The sequence below is a fragment of the Vibrio sp. YMD68 genome (genome assembly GCF_029958905.1).
In the GTDB taxonomy this organism is placed as follows: Bacteria; Pseudomonadota; Gammaproteobacteria; order Enterobacterales; family Vibrionaceae; genus Vibrio.
On the sequence record NZ_CP124614.1, the window covers coordinates 276,434 to 294,268 of the forward strand.

Annotated in this window: 15 protein-coding genes and 1 pseudogene; 8 read left to right on the forward strand and 8 right to left on the reverse strand. The window is 44.4% G+C overall.

Annotated elements, in window-relative coordinates; all coding sequences use genetic code 11:
- Positions 1-319: 319 nt before the first annotated feature.
- From QF117_RS07280 to cysC, 5 genes and pseudogenes are all read left to right on the forward strand, one after another.
- Positions 320-421, forward strand: a pseudogene (locus tag QF117_RS07280) (uroporphyrinogen-III C-methyltransferase); the annotation flags it as partial.
- A 56-nt stretch (positions 422-477) separates the two neighbouring features.
- Positions 478-1,386: a sulfate adenylyltransferase subunit CysD gene (cysD, locus tag QF117_RS07285; protein WP_017036054.1), complete on the forward strand. Its 909-nt coding sequence runs from the start codon at positions 478-480 to the stop codon at positions 1,384-1,386.
- A gap of 17 nt (positions 1,387-1,403) precedes the next feature.
- Positions 1,404-2,831, forward strand: coding sequence for a sulfate adenylyltransferase subunit CysN (gene cysN, locus QF117_RS07290; RefSeq protein WP_282388385.1), 1,428 nt, complete (start codon positions 1,404-1,406; stop codon positions 2,829-2,831).
- Positions 2,832-2,956: 125 nt separating this feature from the next.
- The gene (locus QF117_RS07295) at positions 2,957-4,681 is read left to right on the forward strand and encodes an SLC13 family permease (protein ID WP_282388386.1); all 1,725 of its coding nucleotides are present in this window, start codon (positions 2,957-2,959) and stop codon (positions 4,679-4,681) included.
- 57 nt (positions 4,682-4,738) lie between these two features.
- Positions 4,739-5,362 carry an adenylyl-sulfate kinase gene (cysC, locus tag QF117_RS07300; protein WP_282388387.1) on the forward strand — a complete coding sequence of 208 codons (624 nt, stop codon included), beginning with the start codon at positions 4,739-4,741 and terminating at the stop codon, positions 5,360-5,362.
- On the opposite strand, the gene QF117_RS07305 is transcribed toward cysC, so the two are convergent.
- The 8 genes from QF117_RS07305 to msrA all read right to left on the reverse strand — a co-directional run bounded on the left by QF117_RS07305 (position 5,359) and on the right by msrA (position 11,697).
- Entirely contained in the window at positions 5,359-6,261 is a 903-nt protein-coding gene (locus tag QF117_RS07305) for a TIGR03899 family protein (RefSeq protein WP_282388388.1), read from the reverse strand. The genes cysC and QF117_RS07305 overlap by 4 nt on opposite strands.
- A gap of 296 nt (positions 6,262-6,557) precedes the next feature.
- Entirely contained in the window at positions 6,558-7,055 is a 498-nt protein-coding gene (locus QF117_RS07310) for a DUF3299 domain-containing protein (RefSeq protein WP_282388389.1), read from the reverse strand.
- Between the two features lie 8 nt (positions 7,056-7,063).
- A complete protein-coding gene (locus QF117_RS07315) occupies positions 7,064-8,323 on the reverse strand; it encodes an ABC transporter permease (RefSeq protein WP_282388390.1) in 1,260 nt (419 codons plus the stop codon).
- Complete coding sequence (locus tag QF117_RS07320; RefSeq protein ID WP_282388391.1) at positions 8,320-9,036, reverse strand: ABC transporter ATP-binding protein; 717 nt, start codon at positions 9,034-9,036, stop codon at positions 8,320-8,322. The genes QF117_RS07315 and QF117_RS07320 overlap by 4 nt, the downstream gene beginning before the upstream one ends.
- A 56-nt stretch (positions 9,037-9,092) precedes the next feature.
- Positions 9,093-9,896, reverse strand: coding sequence for a DUF2796 domain-containing protein (locus QF117_RS07325; protein WP_282388392.1), 804 nt, complete (start codon positions 9,894-9,896; stop codon positions 9,093-9,095).
- 19 nt (positions 9,897-9,915) lie between these two features.
- On the reverse strand, positions 9,916-10,236 hold the full coding sequence (locus QF117_RS07330) for a DUF2607 family protein (RefSeq protein ID WP_282388393.1): 321 nt from the start codon (positions 10,234-10,236) through the stop codon (positions 9,916-9,918).
- A gap of 176 nt (positions 10,237-10,412) precedes the next feature.
- Positions 10,413-10,964 (reverse strand): YtfJ family protein, encoded by a 552-nt coding sequence (locus QF117_RS07335; RefSeq protein ID WP_282388394.1) that lies wholly within the window; start codon positions 10,962-10,964, stop codon positions 10,413-10,415.
- Positions 10,965-11,055: 91 nt separating this feature from the next.
- Positions 11,056-11,697 carry a peptide-methionine (S)-S-oxide reductase MsrA gene (msrA, locus tag QF117_RS07340; RefSeq protein WP_282388395.1) on the reverse strand — a complete coding sequence of 214 codons (642 nt, stop codon included), beginning with the start codon at positions 11,695-11,697 and terminating at the stop codon, positions 11,056-11,058.
- A gap of 136 nt (positions 11,698-11,833) precedes the next feature.
- On the opposite strand from msrA, the gene QF117_RS07345 reads away from it, so the two are divergent.
- The 3 genes from QF117_RS07345 to QF117_RS07355 all read left to right on the forward strand — a co-directional run bounded on the left by QF117_RS07345 (position 11,834) and on the right by QF117_RS07355 (position 17,786).
- Positions 11,834-13,546, forward strand: coding sequence for an autotransporter assembly complex family protein (locus QF117_RS07345; protein WP_282388396.1), 1,713 nt, complete (start codon positions 11,834-11,836; stop codon positions 13,544-13,546).
- The gene (locus tag QF117_RS07350; RefSeq protein ID WP_282388397.1) at positions 13,543-17,313 is read left to right on the forward strand and encodes a translocation/assembly module TamB domain-containing protein; all 3,771 of its coding nucleotides are present in this window, start codon (positions 13,543-13,545) and stop codon (positions 17,311-17,313) included. Before QF117_RS07345 ends, QF117_RS07350 begins: the two co-directional genes overlap by 4 nt.
- 119 nt (positions 17,314-17,432) lie before the next feature.
- Positions 17,433-17,786 carry a DUF2799 domain-containing protein gene (locus QF117_RS07355; RefSeq protein WP_282388398.1) on the forward strand — a complete coding sequence of 118 codons (354 nt, stop codon included), beginning with the start codon at positions 17,433-17,435 and terminating at the stop codon, positions 17,784-17,786.
- The last annotated feature ends 49 nt before the right edge of the window (positions 17,787-17,835 follow it).

A 17,835-nucleotide genomic window follows, 5' to 3' on the forward strand; every position in this document is an offset into this window, starting at 1 on the left:
GACGAATCCATACCTAGAGTGCTGTAACTGCCTACAAGATCCCATAAATATAGATTGTCTGACTGATTAATAGTGAATTGAAAAATCACCGTTATAGAACCTTTATGTTATTAGGTTATAAAAAAGACACTTTTAGAATTTCAAGTAATATGAAGAGATCGCCATAATGGATAAACATCAAGAGGGAATGCCTCGATAGCGACGGTTAAAGCCCTCCTTTCCCATCTTTTTTTACCTGGATGATGCCTAGGTGACTATAGAGTATTTAGGGATTCATCGTATGGATACGAAGCGTGTCTAACGGTGTGACAAGTTTAAAGCGCTGTTGTTATAGAGTGAGATGAATGTCCTGTCTCAAAAGTTAGATTGGTTCTTATCTAATGCTCAAATCAACAATAGTGCTATTGCCAACTCAATATAATCTTGACCAAAGATTTAGGGATAAAATTAAGCCTAAAGGCTTACAAGGAAATAGACATGGATCAACAACGCTTAACTCACTTGAAGCAACTTGAAGCTGAGAGTATTCATATTATTCGAGAGGTCGCTGCTGAGTTTGATAACCCAGTCATGATGTACTCGATTGGTAAAGACTCCTCGGTCATGCTTCACCTTGCACGCAAAGCTTTCTACCCAGGAAAGATTCCTTTCCCGTTACTTCACGTTGATACGGATTGGAAGTTTCGAGAAATGATCGAATTTAGAGATCGTATCGCTGAGAAATATGGTTTTGATCTTTTGGTTCATAAGAATCCTGAGGGTCTGGCAATGGGGTGTAGCCCGTTTAAGCATGGCTCTTCAAAGCATACCGACATCATGAAAACGCAAGGCTTAAAGCAAGCGTTAAATAAGTATGGTTTTGATGCTGCTTTTGGTGGTGCACGTCGAGATGAAGAAAAATCACGAGCGAAAGAGCGTGTGTATTCATTCCGAGATAAAAATCACACTTGGGATCCTAAGAACCAACGTCCAGAGCTTTGGAAAACCTACAACGGCCAAGTGAATAAGGGCGAAAGCATCCGAGTGTTCCCACTATCCAACTGGACAGAGCTTGATATCTGGCAATACATCTATCTAGAAAACATTGAAATTGTACCGCTTTACCTTGCTGATAAGCGTCCAGTCGTTGAACGAGATGGCATGCTCATCATGGCTGATGATGATCGTTTGGAACTGCAAGAAGGCGAAGTCATTGAAGAGAAGTCGGTTCGTTTCCGTACTCTTGGCTGCTACCCATTAACCGGAGCGGTTGAATCAGAAGCCAATACATTGCCGGGCATTATAGAAGAAATGCTGGTGGCGACCTCAAGTGAGCGCCAAGGGCGTGCGATCGACCACGATCAATCAGGATCGATGGAATTGAAGAAGCGACAAGGTTATTTCTAAGGATCTAAGGACAGACTATGAACAATGTAATTGAAGCTCAGTTAGAAGAGCTTGGTATTGAAGGTTACCTAAACCAACATCAGCATAAATCATTACTTAGATTCCTGACTTGCGGTTCAGTAGATGATGGTAAAAGTACCTTAATTGGACGTTTGCTGCATGACACGCATCAGATTTATGAAGATCAGTTAGCGGCGGTTCATAACGACAGCCAACGTGTCGGTACGACAGGTGAGAAGCCAGATTTAGCGCTTCTAGTTGATGGTTTACAGGCTGAGCGAGAGCAAGGCATTACGATCGATGTGGCGTATCGTTATTTCTCGACGCAGAAACGTAAGTTCATTATTGCCGATACTCCTGGGCACGAGCAGTACACAAGAAACATGGCCACAGGTGCGTCTACTTGTGATGTTGCCATCATTTTGATCGATGCACGTAAAGGTATTTTGGACCAAACACGTCGTCATTCATTCATTTCTAATTTAATTGGCATTAAGCACTTTGTTGTTGCGGTCAATAAAATGGACTTGGTTGATTATTCGCAACAGACGTTTGAAGCCATTCGCGATGATTACTTAGCGTTTGCTGAGAATCTACAAGGTGAAACCGATATTCAGATTGTTCCGCTTTCAGCATTAGAAGGTGAGAATGTAGCTTCTCCAAGCCAAGAGATGACGTGGTTTGAAGGTCCAACGCTGCTTCACCTTCTAGAGACCGTTGATGTCGATCGTTCTAAAACGGAAGGCGAATTTAGATTCCCAGTTCAATACGTGAATCGTCCGAATCTCGATTTCCGCGGCTTTGCCGGTACGATCTCATCTGGCATCGTTAAAGTTGGAGATGAGATTAAAGCGTTACCTTCTGGAAAACGCTCCAAAGTGGCTCGAATCGTTACTTTTGATGGGGATTTAGAAGAAGCACAGGCGGGTCTTGCTGTGACCTTAACGTTAGAAGATGAAATCGATATCAGCCGTGGTGATTTGATTGTGTTAGAGCAGTCAAAAGTGGAATCATCAAATCATCTTACTGCTGATGTGGTTTGGATGACAGAGCAACCGCTGCAGCCTGGTCGAGAGTACGACATCAAGATCGCAGGTAAAAAGACGGTTGGACGAGTGGAATCCATTCGTTACCAATACGATATCAACAACCTTTCGACGCATTCAGCCGCTGAGCTTCCTTTGAATGGAATAGGCTCATGTGAGTGGTCATTTACTGAGTCAGTGGCTTTAGATAGCTATCAAGCTTGTACAGACACCGGTGGTTTTATCATTATCGATCGTCTTACAAACGTGACGGTTGGTGCAGGTTTAGTGCGAGAAAGCTTGGCACAGGTTGAACAGCCGGTTAGCAATGTTTCAGCGTTTGAAATAGAGCTTAATGCACTGGTTCGTAAGCATTTCCCTCATTGGGGTGCAAAAGATCTGAGTCAGCTACTAAAGTAAGCGCGCCGAGTGAAACGTACATAGCTAAATAGACATAGTTAAGTATTTAAACCCAGAAATTAAAGTAACAATTGGAAAAGTAACAGTATGAAGTGAGCAGTCACTATCATATTTAAGGATGAATTATGTGGGAGCAAGGATTGGTTATGGCGATGCTACTTGGCATCATCACGTGCTTGCTCGTCACACGGATTAAGCCAAGTATCATTTTTGCTGGAGCGTCGTTTTTAGCTTTTATGGTTGGATCTATTGAGCTGAAATCCATTGCGACTAATTTCACTAATTCATCCTTATTAACATTGGTTTTGTTGATTTTAGCCTCGTGTGCTTTAGAAAAAACGCGTTTAATCAGTTGGGTTAGCCGAAATATTTCTGAAGGTCGCTTGGGCACTGTGGTGGCAAAACTGGGTATATCCACGGCATTATTGTCTTCCTTTACTAATAATACTGCCGTGGTTGTATCGTTAATTGGGGCGATAAAACGCAACCAGAGACATGCGCCGTCAAAACTCCTCATTCCACTTTCTTATGCGGCGATTTTAGGGGGGACACTCACTCTCATTGGCACCTCAACAAACCTTATCATCAACAGCTTTGTTGAAGATGTAGGCTTACCCAGTTTAACCTTTTTTACCCCGACATTAATTGGCCTCGCGGTATTAGTCGGTGGGGTACTAATTTTGATTCCACTCAGTTATCTTCTCCCGGATTATGATGATCATGGACAAGATGACTTACCTTATTTCTTAGAAGCCATCGTTGAGCCCGGTTCTCCGCTGGTGGACAAAAGTATTAGCGAAAATAAATTGCGCGCTTTGAGAAAACTCTTTCTCGCAGAGGTGATTCGTGATGGGAAAAGTGTCCCATCGGTTGAACCGGATTTTGTGCTTCAAGCCAAAGACAGATTACTGTTTTGTGGCGACATAGAAAGCGTAGCAACGCTGCAAGAAATTCAAGGTTTAACCCTGTTCGGACAGCATCATCTTAATGGTCAGGGCTTTATAGAGGCTGTCGTGAGCTCATCGGCGAGCTTTTGCAACAAAACACTCAAATCGAGCCACTTCAGAGACAGATTTGATGCCGTTGTGGTCGCTATCAGAAGAGGCCATGAGCGTCTAGAAGGCGGCTTAGGTAATATTGTTTTAGCGGCTGGAGACACCTTGGTGTTGGTGCCAGGAAAGCGTTTTGAAACGGAGCGCCGTGCTCATCGCCGTGAATTTGTATTGATTAATGATTTGGATTCGAGTGCCAAGCTTGATGCCAATAAATCCAGCATCGTGCTATTCGGTTTTGCTTTGGTTATTAGTCTGGCCTTGACTGAAGTCGTGCCTATTATCAAAGGGCTGCTTGTCTATTTGCTGGTGATGCTGGCGTGTGGAATTGTCAAAATCAACGAATTACGCCGCCGTTTTCCCGTCGATATCGTTGTTATCGTTGGATCCGCGCTGTCGATCGCTCAGTTGATGCTCTCTTCCGGTTTGTCGATGAGGATGGGCGAAATGTTTATGGAAGCCTTTAATGGTTGGGGCGTCTTTGGGGCATTGATCGCGGTGTATTTGATGACGTTGATCTTAACCGAGTTAGTGACCAACAATGCAGCAGCAGCCTTAGCTTTTCCCATCGCTTATAGCATGGCATTGGGATACAACGTTGATCCTATGCCATTCATCATGGCGGTACTATTTGGTGCAAGTGCGAGTTTTATTTCCCCTTATGGGTACCAAACGAACCTTATGGTTTACAGTGTTGGCAACTATAGGCTGACCGATTATATCAAAATAGGGATCCCAATTTCGATTGTGTATTCAGTGCTTGTATTAAGCCTAATCCCTGTTTTCTTTCCATTTTAATTTAAAGGACTGTATTGTGAGAAAGAGTGCTAAGAAACGAACTATGAGGGCCATGCAATGACGACATTGACGCAAAATAAAGATGAAAATGTTGTTTGGCACCAACATGTTATAGATAAAACATACCGAGCGAAGATAAAGCAACAGAAGCCATCAGTGCTTTGGTTTACTGGGTTGTCTGGTGCTGGGAAATCAACGGTTGCCGGCGCACTTGAAAATAGGCTTGCAGAAATGGGCTACCACACGTATTTGCTTGATGGTGATAATGTTCGTCACGGTTTATGCAGTGATCTGGGCTTCTCAGAAAAAGATCGCCGAGAAAACATTCGTCGCATTGGCGAGTTGTCTAAATTGATGGCCGATGCTGGGCTTATAGTATTGTCTGCTTTCATTTCTCCACACCGTTCAGAGCGTCAGTTAGTCCGTGAGATGCTGCCTGATGGTGAGTTTCTGGAGGTCTTTGTCAATGCACCTTTAGATGTGTGTGAGAAGCGTGATCCTAAAGGTCTTTATAAGAAAGCGAGAGCGGGTGAAATTGCTAACTTTACTGGCATTGACTCCGTGTATGAGGCGCCTGTTGATCCTGAGATTGATTTACTGGCGGGTAAGTACACGATTGACGAGTTAGTCGAACAATGCCTTGTGGTACTGAAAGCTCAAGGCATTATTCAAGCCGATTAAACGGTGTGATGTATTGTGCCTTTTACATCTGAGTGCACGATAAATTTTTGACTCAGTAGTGCGATCACTTGGTCGTAGTACTGAGTATTCGGTTTATTTCCGAGTAGTTTACACAGTTCATTTCCCGTCGGGGTAAAGCGGTAATAGAGCAGCCGAGTTCCTTTCCCTTGAGGTTGGAGAGAGTGATTCTTCCCTTGATAACTGAGTGGAAGGGGTGGATCCACTTCGATCTCTCCAGATTCGAGTTCAGTACCGTGCAGTAAACCGAGCTCGATCAGCACTAAGAGGCTTGAATAGGGTAATTGGAAGTTGCCTGTATTGACCGCGGTTGTCGTATCTCGTTTCCCTAAGCTAAAAATACCATTGCGTGCTTTATAGCCAACCAATAGCTTCTTACTGTTGTCTGCACCGAAACTGCAGGCTAGAGACGCTGCCTTCTGCAGAACTTGTGCTTCCTTCGGACTCATGTCTTGTAATATTTTGAGTGCTTTCATTGAGGTTGAGCCTGGGTTGGTAATTTCTCTTTTTAAAACTTGAGCCCATAGCCTCTGCATTGAAGGGTTGTGTATCTCTTGCGCCATATCAAAGTAGCGATATAGCCAATCTTTGTCTGGTTTTCCTGCCGTTTCATCACGACATGCCATGTGCGTGGCTTTTAAAATTTGCTCTAGATTTTTTTGGCGTTGTTCTTGACGTTTTCGTTCTCTTTTCAGTGCACGGTCAAGAGGAGATAGGTCACCAGAATCGTCTTGAAGTAACGCATCTAAGCCGTAGGTTTGAGCAATATTCAGCACGCAGCTTGCGCTGTCTTTAATATAACTCGACTTTTTCTCTTGCTGCTTTGTGCTACTGCCTGTCGATTCGTGTTCGATAGTGACGGGCTTATTATCGTTTGCCATGCATATTTCCTCATGCCACTGAGTAGTTTCAACTGATTAAAATGTAACGTGTTATGAATCGGAGTTCTAGAGAAACAAAGAATGGCAGTTAAAAAATGAGACTACCCAAAATGATAACAATTTGTTAAAGTTGTTATCATTGGTTGTGAGGGTTTATGAAGTACGTAAAAGAGAATAAATTTAAGAAGCACCTATCAATCGCTTTGCTATTACTGCTATATATGGCTGTGCTAGCGTATTTATCTAGTTTTCTATCATAAAATAGAGGATTGATAGGCTTTAAACTGATTTAACAATTACATATCATCGTATTCAGCGATGGCTGTCCCTTCTATTAAATACGCGGTTTCAGCAAGTTCGTGACTGAGCGTTTCTGTTTTTAACGTCCCTATTACATATATCACATCCCACAGTTGTTGAACGGGTGCGCCTTCAGGGAATTTCACGTAAATGATTTGATTTGGTGGCGGCGGTGGAACGTGAATACATGCTCCAAAATACGGCACCAAAAGAAATTCAGTTACCTTGTTTGCATCCCCTTCGAGTGGGATAACAAAGCCCGGTATTTTGACTATGCTGTTGTTCAGTTCTTGGCGTACCGAACCTACCTTAGACTGTGCCATTACATCACCAGAGTGATCTAAAGCCGGCATCCCTACCGCATCAAATTGATTACGCTCATTTTCAGGCACTAAATCAATCCAATCAAGTACCATTGCATCGTCAGACGCTAGGGCGATATTGGGTAGCAGGGCCGAAAAACACAGCATTATCGATAAGAAAATTTTGTTCATAGTGTTACCTAAATTCTGATTGTCATGCCATCACTAAGCGATTGTCGATAAGCTCTTAGCGCTGGAATAAAGCCGATGATGATACCAGCAAGTTGGACAAACCCTAATAGAATCCATTCATAGGCTGTAATGGCCCCCATGGTGATGGTGATCCCAAATTGTTGCTGAATGATAGGTTGCCCAATGGCCAAAGCGAAATATAAGCCGCCTACGCCGACTAAGATACCTAAAAATGTCAGCGCACTCGCTTCACTTATCAATAGTGCAAACACATGCCTTGGTCGCGCTCCCATTGCTCTGAGGATGGCCATTTCTCTTCTGCGCTCTTGCAAGCTGGTTAAGAGGCTACTGAGCATACCAAGGAGACCAGCAATAACAACAAATACCGAAACAGCCATAAGGGCTTGCTCTGCGACAGACATCATTCCCCAAAGTTCATGAAGTGCAACACCAGGCATGATGGCGCTAAGAGGCTCTTGCGTGTAAGTGTTAATTTGGCGTTGCAATGCAAAGGTCTGAATTTTTGATTTCAGTCCCACCATCATTGCTGTGATTTGCTTCGGTTCAAATTGATGTTGACTCAGTCGTTCGGCTGATGGCGTGTTCCCTAAGTGCGCACCTGACTCCCAGCCGACATGAATGGCTTCAATCGCTTCCAGTGAAACATGCACAGTTTTATCTACTGGAGTTCCTGTTGGTGCAAGAATACCGACGACGGTAAAGGGAAGATTATCGTGTCTCGCAAACCCGACATCTCCGATGCCATGGGCAATAATGATTTCACTGCCAACCTGGTAACCAAGAGATTTAGCCACATCCGAGCCCACCACCGTTTCAAATAGCTGATTAAATGACTGACCACTATTGAAGGTTAGTGATTGCTTACTTCCGTATTTATAGTGTTGGAAGTAGCTTTCATTGGTTCCCATGACTCTAAATCCACGATGAGAATCCCCCAGTGAAATTGGAATGGCCCAGTCAACCGCGTTATGTTGACTGAACTCTTGATAGCTTTTCCAGTCGATGTTGTTGGTGGCATTTCCGATTCTGAACACAGAATAGAGCAGTAAATTCACCTGCCCTGAACGGCCACCGATGATTAAATCGGTGCCCGATATGGTATTGGCAAAGCTGTCTTTGGCTTGAGTTCGGATCCGCTCGACACCCATCAGCAATATGACGGAAATAGCGACGGTTAAAATAGTTAGAATGGCGGTAGTTTTGCGGTTTCGAACGCTCTTCCAAGCTAGGCTAGTTATCGCAGTCATTGGCTTTCACCTGCTTTATTCAGTTGCTTTAGGTTAATGGAGCGATCAAAGAGTGCTTCGAGAGTTGGATCGTGACTCACAAACACTAAGGTTGAGTTGGCTAGGTTCGCTTGCTCTAGAAGTAACTCAATGAAGGCCGTTCGGTTGTCGTGATCGAGTGCGGAGGTTGGTTCATCCGCGATAATCAGCTTGGGTGAACCGATTAATGCTCGCGCGGCAGCCACACGCTGTTGTTGGCCGATACTGAGTTCAATCACCGGCTTGTCGAGGAGCTCTTGCGGCAAATGCAAACGGCTCAATAGATCTTTCGCTTCTTGCTGCATCGATTGTTGAAGTTGCTGCTTGCGTCGAGAAGAAAACTGGCAGGGTAAAATGACATTTTCAATCACACTTAAATAAGGCAATAAGTTAAATTGCTGAAAGATATACCCGATGTTATCCGCTCGGAATTTATCGCGTAAGCTTGGGCTTAGTGATCGAATCTCCGTCCCTAGCACATCCACTCGGCCTTGTTGAACTTGGTTGATGCCAGTAAGCAATCCTAGAAGTGTCGATTTTCCGCAGCCACTGGGGCCTTTAATGAAGACGTGTTCACCTTCTAAAATAGAGAATTCAGGGATATCTAAAATCGCTTGGTGGGCATTTGGCCAAGAGAAACGTAAGTTCGTAATGTTGACAACCGGAGTCACGGCATCAGACAGGGTGCTGTCCATCTCAAATTCCAATCATTAAAAGTTTGTTAGGGGGAATCACCCCCTAACAAAACAGGTTAGAAAGATAGTGTGTTGTTTTTTGGCGTTAACTTAGTCGCGGATTGCGCTTTATCTGTGAGTAAGTTGACACTGATCGATTGAGTTGGTTCAAACAATGTAAACCAATCTGTCGAGACAGTTTGCAGTTTGTTTATGTCATCACAATGAAAATGGTACTCAACGGTGAAGGTTCCGTGCCCATCACTGTGATCATGGTCATGATGTTCGTGTTTTTCATCATCGTGATGTTCATGCTTGTCATGGTCATGATGTTCGTGTTTTTCATCATCATGGTGTTCGTGCTTGTCATGGTCATGATGCTCGTGTTTTTCATCATCATGATGTTCGTGCTTGTCATGGTCATGATGCTCGTGTTTTTCATCATCATGATGTTCATGTTTGTCATGGTCATGATGCTCGTGTTTTTCATCATCATGATGTGCATGTTTGTCATGGTCATGATGTTCGTGTTTTTCATCATGATCATGATTGTCATCACCCAAAGTATGAGTCACGGATTTATACTCGATATGACATTTGGCTGAGCTATTTAAAGAGACAACATTGCTCGCTTCATTGAGCACTTTGACAGCGTTTGATAACTGCTCTGTTTGCTGTTCATTTTGGGGTTGGTGTTCAAAGCCTACAACGTCAGCACCAGGTGCGGTAATTTCAATCAGTAGCTCGTGGGCATCTTGCGCAATGTTGAACTCAACATGGCCATGTACGTGGGCATCATGCTGACGGAACGTATCGTCTGCAAGAGAAGGAAAGCTCAAAAGTAAGCCGATACTGGTCGCGATAGTTGTCTTAATTTGCATTGGTTCTAATCCTAAATGGTTAATATAAAAAACACGATTGTTCAGAGATCAGTGAACGCGGTGGTGAGCGAGCCAAATAGGCATAAAAAGAAGCAGTAACCGTGTTTGCCATGTAAGTCAGTAACGGACTGTATTGGGTTACAGTCATATCGGCGAGTGTCAGTGAATGGTTTAACCCATTACCTAAGCCAGAAAAAAGCTCACATTGGTGTTGATTGTGATGCTCAGGCGTTAAGTCGGTTTGATGTTCAATATAGGCGAAGTTGAGCCACAAGACGCCGATCAGTGCGCAAGCAACGACAAATCTATTTACAGACTGTATTGGATGAGTTGATGGCAAAAGAAAGGTCCTATGGAGTTTCAATGTTATAGTATAACAATAACCCTTGGGGAATTGTCAGCACAATTTGAACTAACGTTAAGAACTTTTGTTTATGTCCACTTCTGTGTTCACTTAAAAAAGCGACAGCATTCAGGCCATCGCTTTATTTCGTTGTGGTGTTTCCAAATGGTCGATTACAAGTGCTCACGAATTAGTGCTAATACTGATGTCACGTCACTGTCATCGAGTGCGCCTTCTTTAATAAACAGTACTTCACCTGATTTACTTTGAACGATGATGGCGGACGATTCTTTTTCTAGCCCCCAGGTGTTGGCTACCACACCATCGGAATCGAGTACCATTGATGACCAAGGGAACTCTTCTTTACTGGTTTGAGCTTTAGATTTCACAATAGAGCCTGTTCCCCACATTGCATCATCTTGATTAATAATGGTGGTCGTTTGGTACGCTTCTACTGGGAATTTTGCGGCGGTAATGGCTGCCATAAGAGGCGCATTGAGTTCTTTGGAGCTACCGCGTCCTGCAATGGCTTGAATGACACGAACTTTACCAAGCATGGATTGATTGTCCCAAGGTTGATAACGGGTTTCGTTATCCGTCAGTATGATCTCACCATAGCTTGTGACCTCAACATCAATCACGGGTTGGCCCAAAGATAGGTTATGAGCCGCAGCGAACAATGGAGAGCAAGCGAGTAGTAGGGTAACAAGTGGTTTTTTAGTCATTATTTTTTTCCTTTTAATTACGCCGAAAAAGTATAGTCCCAAGCCGAGAAAAAGGCTGATAATCAAATGGCTAAGCTGTGATCTTGATGGATTATTTGACAAAGCACACACCGGTTCCACCTAGCCCGCAATACCCATTGGGGTTCTTCGCCAAATACTGCTGGTGATATTCTTCCGCATAGTAGAACTGGCCTGCTGGCAGTATTTCGGTCGTAATGATGCCTTTTCCTTGCTCGGTCAATAGTGCTTGGTAGCGTTGTTGCGAATCTATAGCCGTGCTTGCTTGCTCTTCATCATAGACATAAATAGCCGATCGATATTGAGTCCCGGAGTCGTTTCCTTGTTGCATACCTTGAGTCGGGTTGTGTCGTTCCCAAAAATATGTCAGAAGTTGCGAAAAAGAAATAACCGCAGGATCAAAGAACACTTGAACGACTTCAGTGTGACCCGTTTGGCCTGTGCACACTTCGTTATAGGTTGGGTTTTTTGTGTAACCACCCGCGTATCCAACGGTTGTGCAGGTCACGCCGTCAAGCTGCCAGAATAGGCGTTCTGCACCCCAAAAGCAGCCTAACCCCAATAAAACCTGCTGTTGGCCTTCTTGAGGTGAATGACGGATAGGGGTTTGAGTGACAAAGTGAACGGCTGGCGCCAGGATACTTTCCTCTCTGCCTTTAAGAGCATCTTGAGGTGACACCAAGCTTGTTTTTATGTTGTTCGCGGTTGAGCCCATGGTATGTAAGACCTTATTAGTACGGGAGAATGAACAAATAATGCGAATACGTTGACATAGCTAAAGACTAACCGAGTTAATCTAGGTATCATTTTTATTCGCCGTAATACTCATTTTAGGTTTGTAATAATTAAGCATGTTCATTAAGCGATTTCCAGTTTTTATATTCAGCCTTGTCTTATCTGGCTTTGTTAATGCTAACGAAGTTAAGTTAAGTATTGTCGGCTTAGAGGGGGAATTGCTGGATAATGTTGATGCTTACTTGTTGTCGATTCCTGAAAATGATTATGAAATCACATTGCGTTTTAAGTCTCGCTTGAGTAATAGCATGACCGAAGCGCTTAATGCCCTCGGATACTACAACCCTAAGTTTCGCTTTGAAGTTATTGAAGATAAACAGCTCATTGTCCATGTGGAGAAAGGCGATCCCGTACTGCTTACGGAACTGGACATCATCGTCACAGGCGAAGCTCAACAAGACCCTGCCTTTTCAAAACTCATTGCAGAAAGTGGATTGACGCTAAATCAACCCGTTAACCATGGACGTTATGATGCACTGAAATCATCCATTCGCAGTCAGGCTTTACAAAAAGGGTACTTTAAAGGTGATTTTACTAAGAGCAGCTTAGAAATCGTGCCGAGCCAAAACAAGGCAATGGTGCGCTTACACTACGACAGTGGCATGCGTTATCACTTTGGGTCTACATCGATTTCTGGTAGCCAAATCAGAGATGAACGGGTTCAATCTTTGCAGCCATATCAATCCGGCGATCCATACCTTGTGTCAAAGGTCGGAGAATACAATCAAAATCTCTCTAATACCGATTGGTTTTCCTCCGTCTTTGTTGAGCCAGATCTAACTCGCTTAGATGAAGGTCGTGAGCTCCCAATGAAGGTGTCTTTATCTCCTCAATCAAGAAATCAATTAGAAACCGGTCTGGGTTATTCAACCGATGTGGGTGTTCGAGGAACCTTGAAGTGGAATAAACCTTGGGTGAACGATCGTGGACACAGTTTTAACAGCAGTATTTCTTTGTCAAAGCCAGAGCAGAGTGTGGTTGCAGGTTATAAGATCCCGTTAGATGATGCTTTGCATGAGTATTATAAAATTCAGTACGGTATGAAAAAGGTCGATAGCCGCGATACCAACAGTCTGGAATCTAACCTGTCTATTGGTCGACATTGGTTACTTGATAATGGTTGGCATCAAACGGTGAGAGCACGCTATTTGATTGAAAACTATGAACAAGGGTTACAAGACGATGTTGGCCACTTTGTTTTGCCAGGTGTGTCCTTTTCTCGTACACGCACGAAAGGTGGCAGCATGCCAATGTGGGGGGATCGCCAAACCATAACGTTTGAATATGGCGATCCGGCTTTATTGTCTGAAACCCGTTTAGTGCGTTTGGTTGGTGGGACGTCATGGATTAGAGGAATAGGCAATAATCACCGAGGCCTATTTCGGGTTGATGGAGGCGCTAACTTTACTGAAGAGTTTGAAAAACTCTCCCCATCATTGCTGTTTTTTGCCGGGGGCGATAACAACTTACGTGGCTATAGCTATGAATCTATTTCGCCAAAAGATGAAAGTGGTGCATTGACCGGGGGCCAATATATGGTGACCACCTCGTTAGAGTATCAATATCGCCTAGTGGGTAATTGGTGGGTAGCGGCTTTCTATGATTATGGTAGTGCATTTAACCAAAAAGCCGACTTTAAAGCGGGCACAGGTGTTGGGGTTCGATGGGCATCGCCAGTGGGGCCTATTCGGCTTGATTTTGCGTTAGGGTTAGATGCAGAAGAAGGCGATGAATATCAGATCCACTTTACACTAGGTCCTGAGTTATGAAGAAAATCGTCTTAAAATGGACAAAATGGTTGTCCATTACGGTGACCTCGTTGGTGTTACTGGTGTTGGTTTTCGTGATTGGTTTACTGTACACCAATACGGGGTTAAATGTGCTTGTGTGGGGAGCGCAGAACGCGGTGCCTCAGTTACAAATCGGAAGCACCCAAGGTTCTGTATTTCCCAGATTTACTCTAAAAAAAGTCGCTTTTCAGGATGAGGCGTTATTGATTCAGTTTGACGCTCAATCATTGACGCTTGCCGTGAATCCGAGTTGCTTCTTAGAACCATCCATTTGCATTAACGATCTGGCCGTCGATGGCTTGAACTTTTCAATGCCTGAGCTGGCCGAGTCAGAAGAGCCGGAAGCCACGGTTAACACAAACGATAAACCTTTTAAATTATCCACCCCGATCCCAATTCACATTAGCCGTGTCAGGCTATCCAATATTGATCTCGATATTTTACATAACAGAGTCACTTGGCAAAGCCTAAATGCCGGAGCAAGATTCCAGAACAATCAGCTGCGACTATTCCCGACCCTTTGGCAGGATATTTCGCTATCTTTAGCGCCTTCAGTAGAGGGGAAAGAGAGCTCATCGACGTCACCTATAGAGAACAGCTCAGACCCTAGCCCTATCGTATTGCCCCCGTTTACGATGCCATTATCGTTAGTCGTTGAACGGTTCGATATTAAGCAGTTTAAGCTAGAGCAAGAGTCGCCGATTTCAATCAATCATCTCGGGTTAGAAGCGAGTGCGTCTGGTTCGAAGGTAGTCATTAAAACGCTTGATCTTGATATGCCAGAAGTGAAAGCTAATTTGTTTGCCGATGTGGATCTTCAAGGGGCTTACCCACTGAATGCCAAGTTATCTGCAGATGTGAAACACCCTCAAGCGAATGGACAAAAAATTGCTCTATCAGCCTCGGGAAGTGTGGCTGATCTTACCATTGAAAGTCAGTTGAGTGGATTAATCGAAGCCCATCTACAAGGCAACGTAAAACCACTAGAGCCGACGTTGCCGTATCAACTCTTGCTCAACAAAATGAATGCACAGTGGCCTCTTACTGGGGCGGCTGATTATCAGGTAGCGATTAATAAATTGTCCAGTTCGGGCAGTTTAGAAGGCTACGAACTTGATTTAAAAGCGGGCATCAAAGGGGTGAGTCTCCCTGATCTCGATGTTGAGGTGAAAGGCAATGGCAACCTAGAACAAATAGAGCTGCGCGAGATAGCATTATCAACGCTTGGTGGAACCGTTGAGGGTGAAGTCTTTGCAAATTGGAATGCGCCCATCAATTGGCAAGGAAAACTTCATCTGAATCAAATTCAGCCAGGCCTGTATTGGCCTGAGGCTGAAGGGAACATCAGCGGGGATATTCATACCCAAGGTTCGTTAACTCCGGAAGGGGGGTGGATAACCGAGACCACGGTCATTGATATCGACGGGATTTTAAGGGACTACCCGCTTAATATTGCTGGCTCATTGTTCGCGTCCGATAAAGAAGGAAAGGGGGAGTTCAGCATTCAAACCCCAAGTTTGACGCTTGCTCACGGGCCTAACTCTGTCCAAGCCAAAGGAGAGCTTAGTCAAACTTGGCAAATGAACGTGGCTTTAAATATTCCTGATCTCGCCAAGTCGGTGCCTGATCTTAACGGTTCAGTGGTAGGGGATGTGTCGCTAAAAGGGAAGATTGAAGAGCCAAGCGTCACCCTAACATTAACCGCAAACAACGTCGATTGGCGTGAAGAAGCAAGCCTGCAACAGCTGACGATCTCTGGCGATCTTAAACCACTTCCAGAACCTTATGCCGACCTTCATTTACAAGCGAGTACTATTCAGTACCAGAACAATGTGGTGGATAGTGTCGATCTTAAACTTGCAGGATCACTGAATGATCATAACCTGATGCTAGAGGTGGGGTCCGATATTGTGGCGACCAATCTCGCCATTTCAGGGGAGCTTCAGCAAGAGCCAACGCTAAGCTGGAGTGGTGATTTAGAGCGTATGTTGTTCAGTACAGAGCAAGGTCAGTGGACGCTCAACAAGAGCACACCGGTTGGTTTCGATACGGATAACCAGCAAGCATTCATTGCTGCTCACTGCTGGCTGCAAGACAATGCGTCGGTGTGTCTCGATAACGACATCAGTGTCGGTGAGAAAGGTGAAGCACGATTGTCGGTTAACCGGTTCAGTTTTTCTCAATTGGCTGCTTTTATGCCACAAGGTGTCGTCGTCGATGGAGAGGTAAATGCTCAAGCACGCGCCAAGTGGGCGCCAGACGTTGCACCTGAGGTTACGGTTGACGTTGAAATGCCAAAAGGTCAGTTCAGCGGCATGCCAGATGCCCCACTAGTGATTGGCTGGAATTCGATGGCGTTTAATGCAAATCTTGCTGAAAACCAACTGCAAGCCAATTGGCTGTTGGACTTTACCGATAATGGCGAGTTGTCAGGTGATATTACGATCCCCAATATTACTGTTGCAGATAAAGAGTTAGCCGGTGATATTCGTGTGTCTCAAATTGGATTGGATTTTCTTGCCCCGCTTCTTGGTGAGTACAGTGAGTTTGATGCGCAGATCAATTCACAATTGGCGTTAAGTGGCTCACTCGCTCAGCCTAAGGTGATTGGCGATCTAAGAGTCGATGATCTAATACTGAAAGGTGAGGTCTCTCCTCTGGATATCCAAAGTGGAGAAGTGGTTGCTAAATTTTCAGGGACGAAAGCCAATTTAGAGGCAAACATCGATACTCCAGACGGACCACTGAATATTCAAGGCGATGCTAACTGGACGGATCTTGAGGCCTGGAATAGCAATATTCGAGTTTTTGCTGATAAGTTGTTGGTCAGTCAGCCCCCGATGATTGAAATGAAAGTGAGTCCAGACATGACGATCAGCCTATCGCCAGAATACGCTAAGGTGACGGGAAGCATCGATTTACCATGGGGTAACATTGTTGTAGAAGAGCTTCCACCAAGTGCCATTGGTATCTCAAAAGATCAGGTTATTTTGAATGCTCAGCTCGAACCTATCGATGACTCGGGCTCGAGTATTTTTGCTATTGAAACGGATATCAACATTTCTATTGGTGATGAATTCACGTTGTCCGCCTTTGGGCTCGAAGGCAATCTAGTAGGTAAGCTGAACGTCACGCAAAAAGACAAAGGCCCAATCATTCACGGTGAAATTAATATCGTCGATGGCTCGTATCGTTCTTTTGGTCAAGAATTGATTATAGATGAAGGCAAGATTCTAATGAATGGCCCGGCGGATCAACCGTATGTCTCCATTAGTGCGATTCGGAATCCAGACAATACCCGAGATGATGTCGTTGCAGGGGTACGAGTGGATGGCCCGGCTGACGAGCCTAGTGTTACTATTTTCTCTGAGCCCGCTATGCCACAAGCGAATGCGTTGTCATATCTTCTACGAGGGCAGGATATCGACGCCGAAACCGGCGGCAATGCGATGACAACCACATTGATTGGCCTGAGTTTAGCGAAAAGCGGTAAGGTGGTTGGCGAAATTGGTGAAGCTTTTGGTGTCCAAGACCTACAATTAGATACGGCGGGCTCTGGTGAGGAATCTCAAGTCACAGTTAGTGGTTACGTGTTACCTGGACTGCAAGTTAAGTATGGGGTTGGGATTTTCGAATCCATTGGGGAGTTTACTGTCCGATACCGTTTAATGAGTGATCTTTACCTTGAAGTCTTATCGGGTGCTGATAATGCCGTCGATTTGCTTTATCAATTTGAATTTGAGTGATCTTTTTTATTCGATACACGTATTGATAAGTGAAAGAAAACTAATGGCTATCGGGTCTCGTTGTAAGTGGATGAACGATAGTGGTTATCGCTTCAACTTCATGTCACGGGGGATAAACAATGAAGTACTTATATTTATTAGTGGTCTTATTTATGGTGGGCTGTGCACAGGTACAAACGCCAGATTCATACGCTGTAAATGATTGGGCTGAGTTCGGTAAGCAAAGAGCAATAGACGGCCAGCTGTATGACTCTCAATCTAGGCTAAATAAGCTCGATGAAAAAGGTGTGCTCAACGACAACCTATACATGGCGTACGATAAGGGTTACCAAGAAGGTAAAGCAGAATATTGCGCTCAAGATGCTCGTATGCTCGGCGTGTCAGGAAAGCCTTACCGAGGAATATGCGATGACGTAAACGTCTTTTTCCGTGCGGATTATGACTCTGGCAGAGAGTCAGGATCACTCATGTAGAGACAGCATGTTGATTCGTAGAGCCTTAGCTGCTTAATGGGTTACAGGC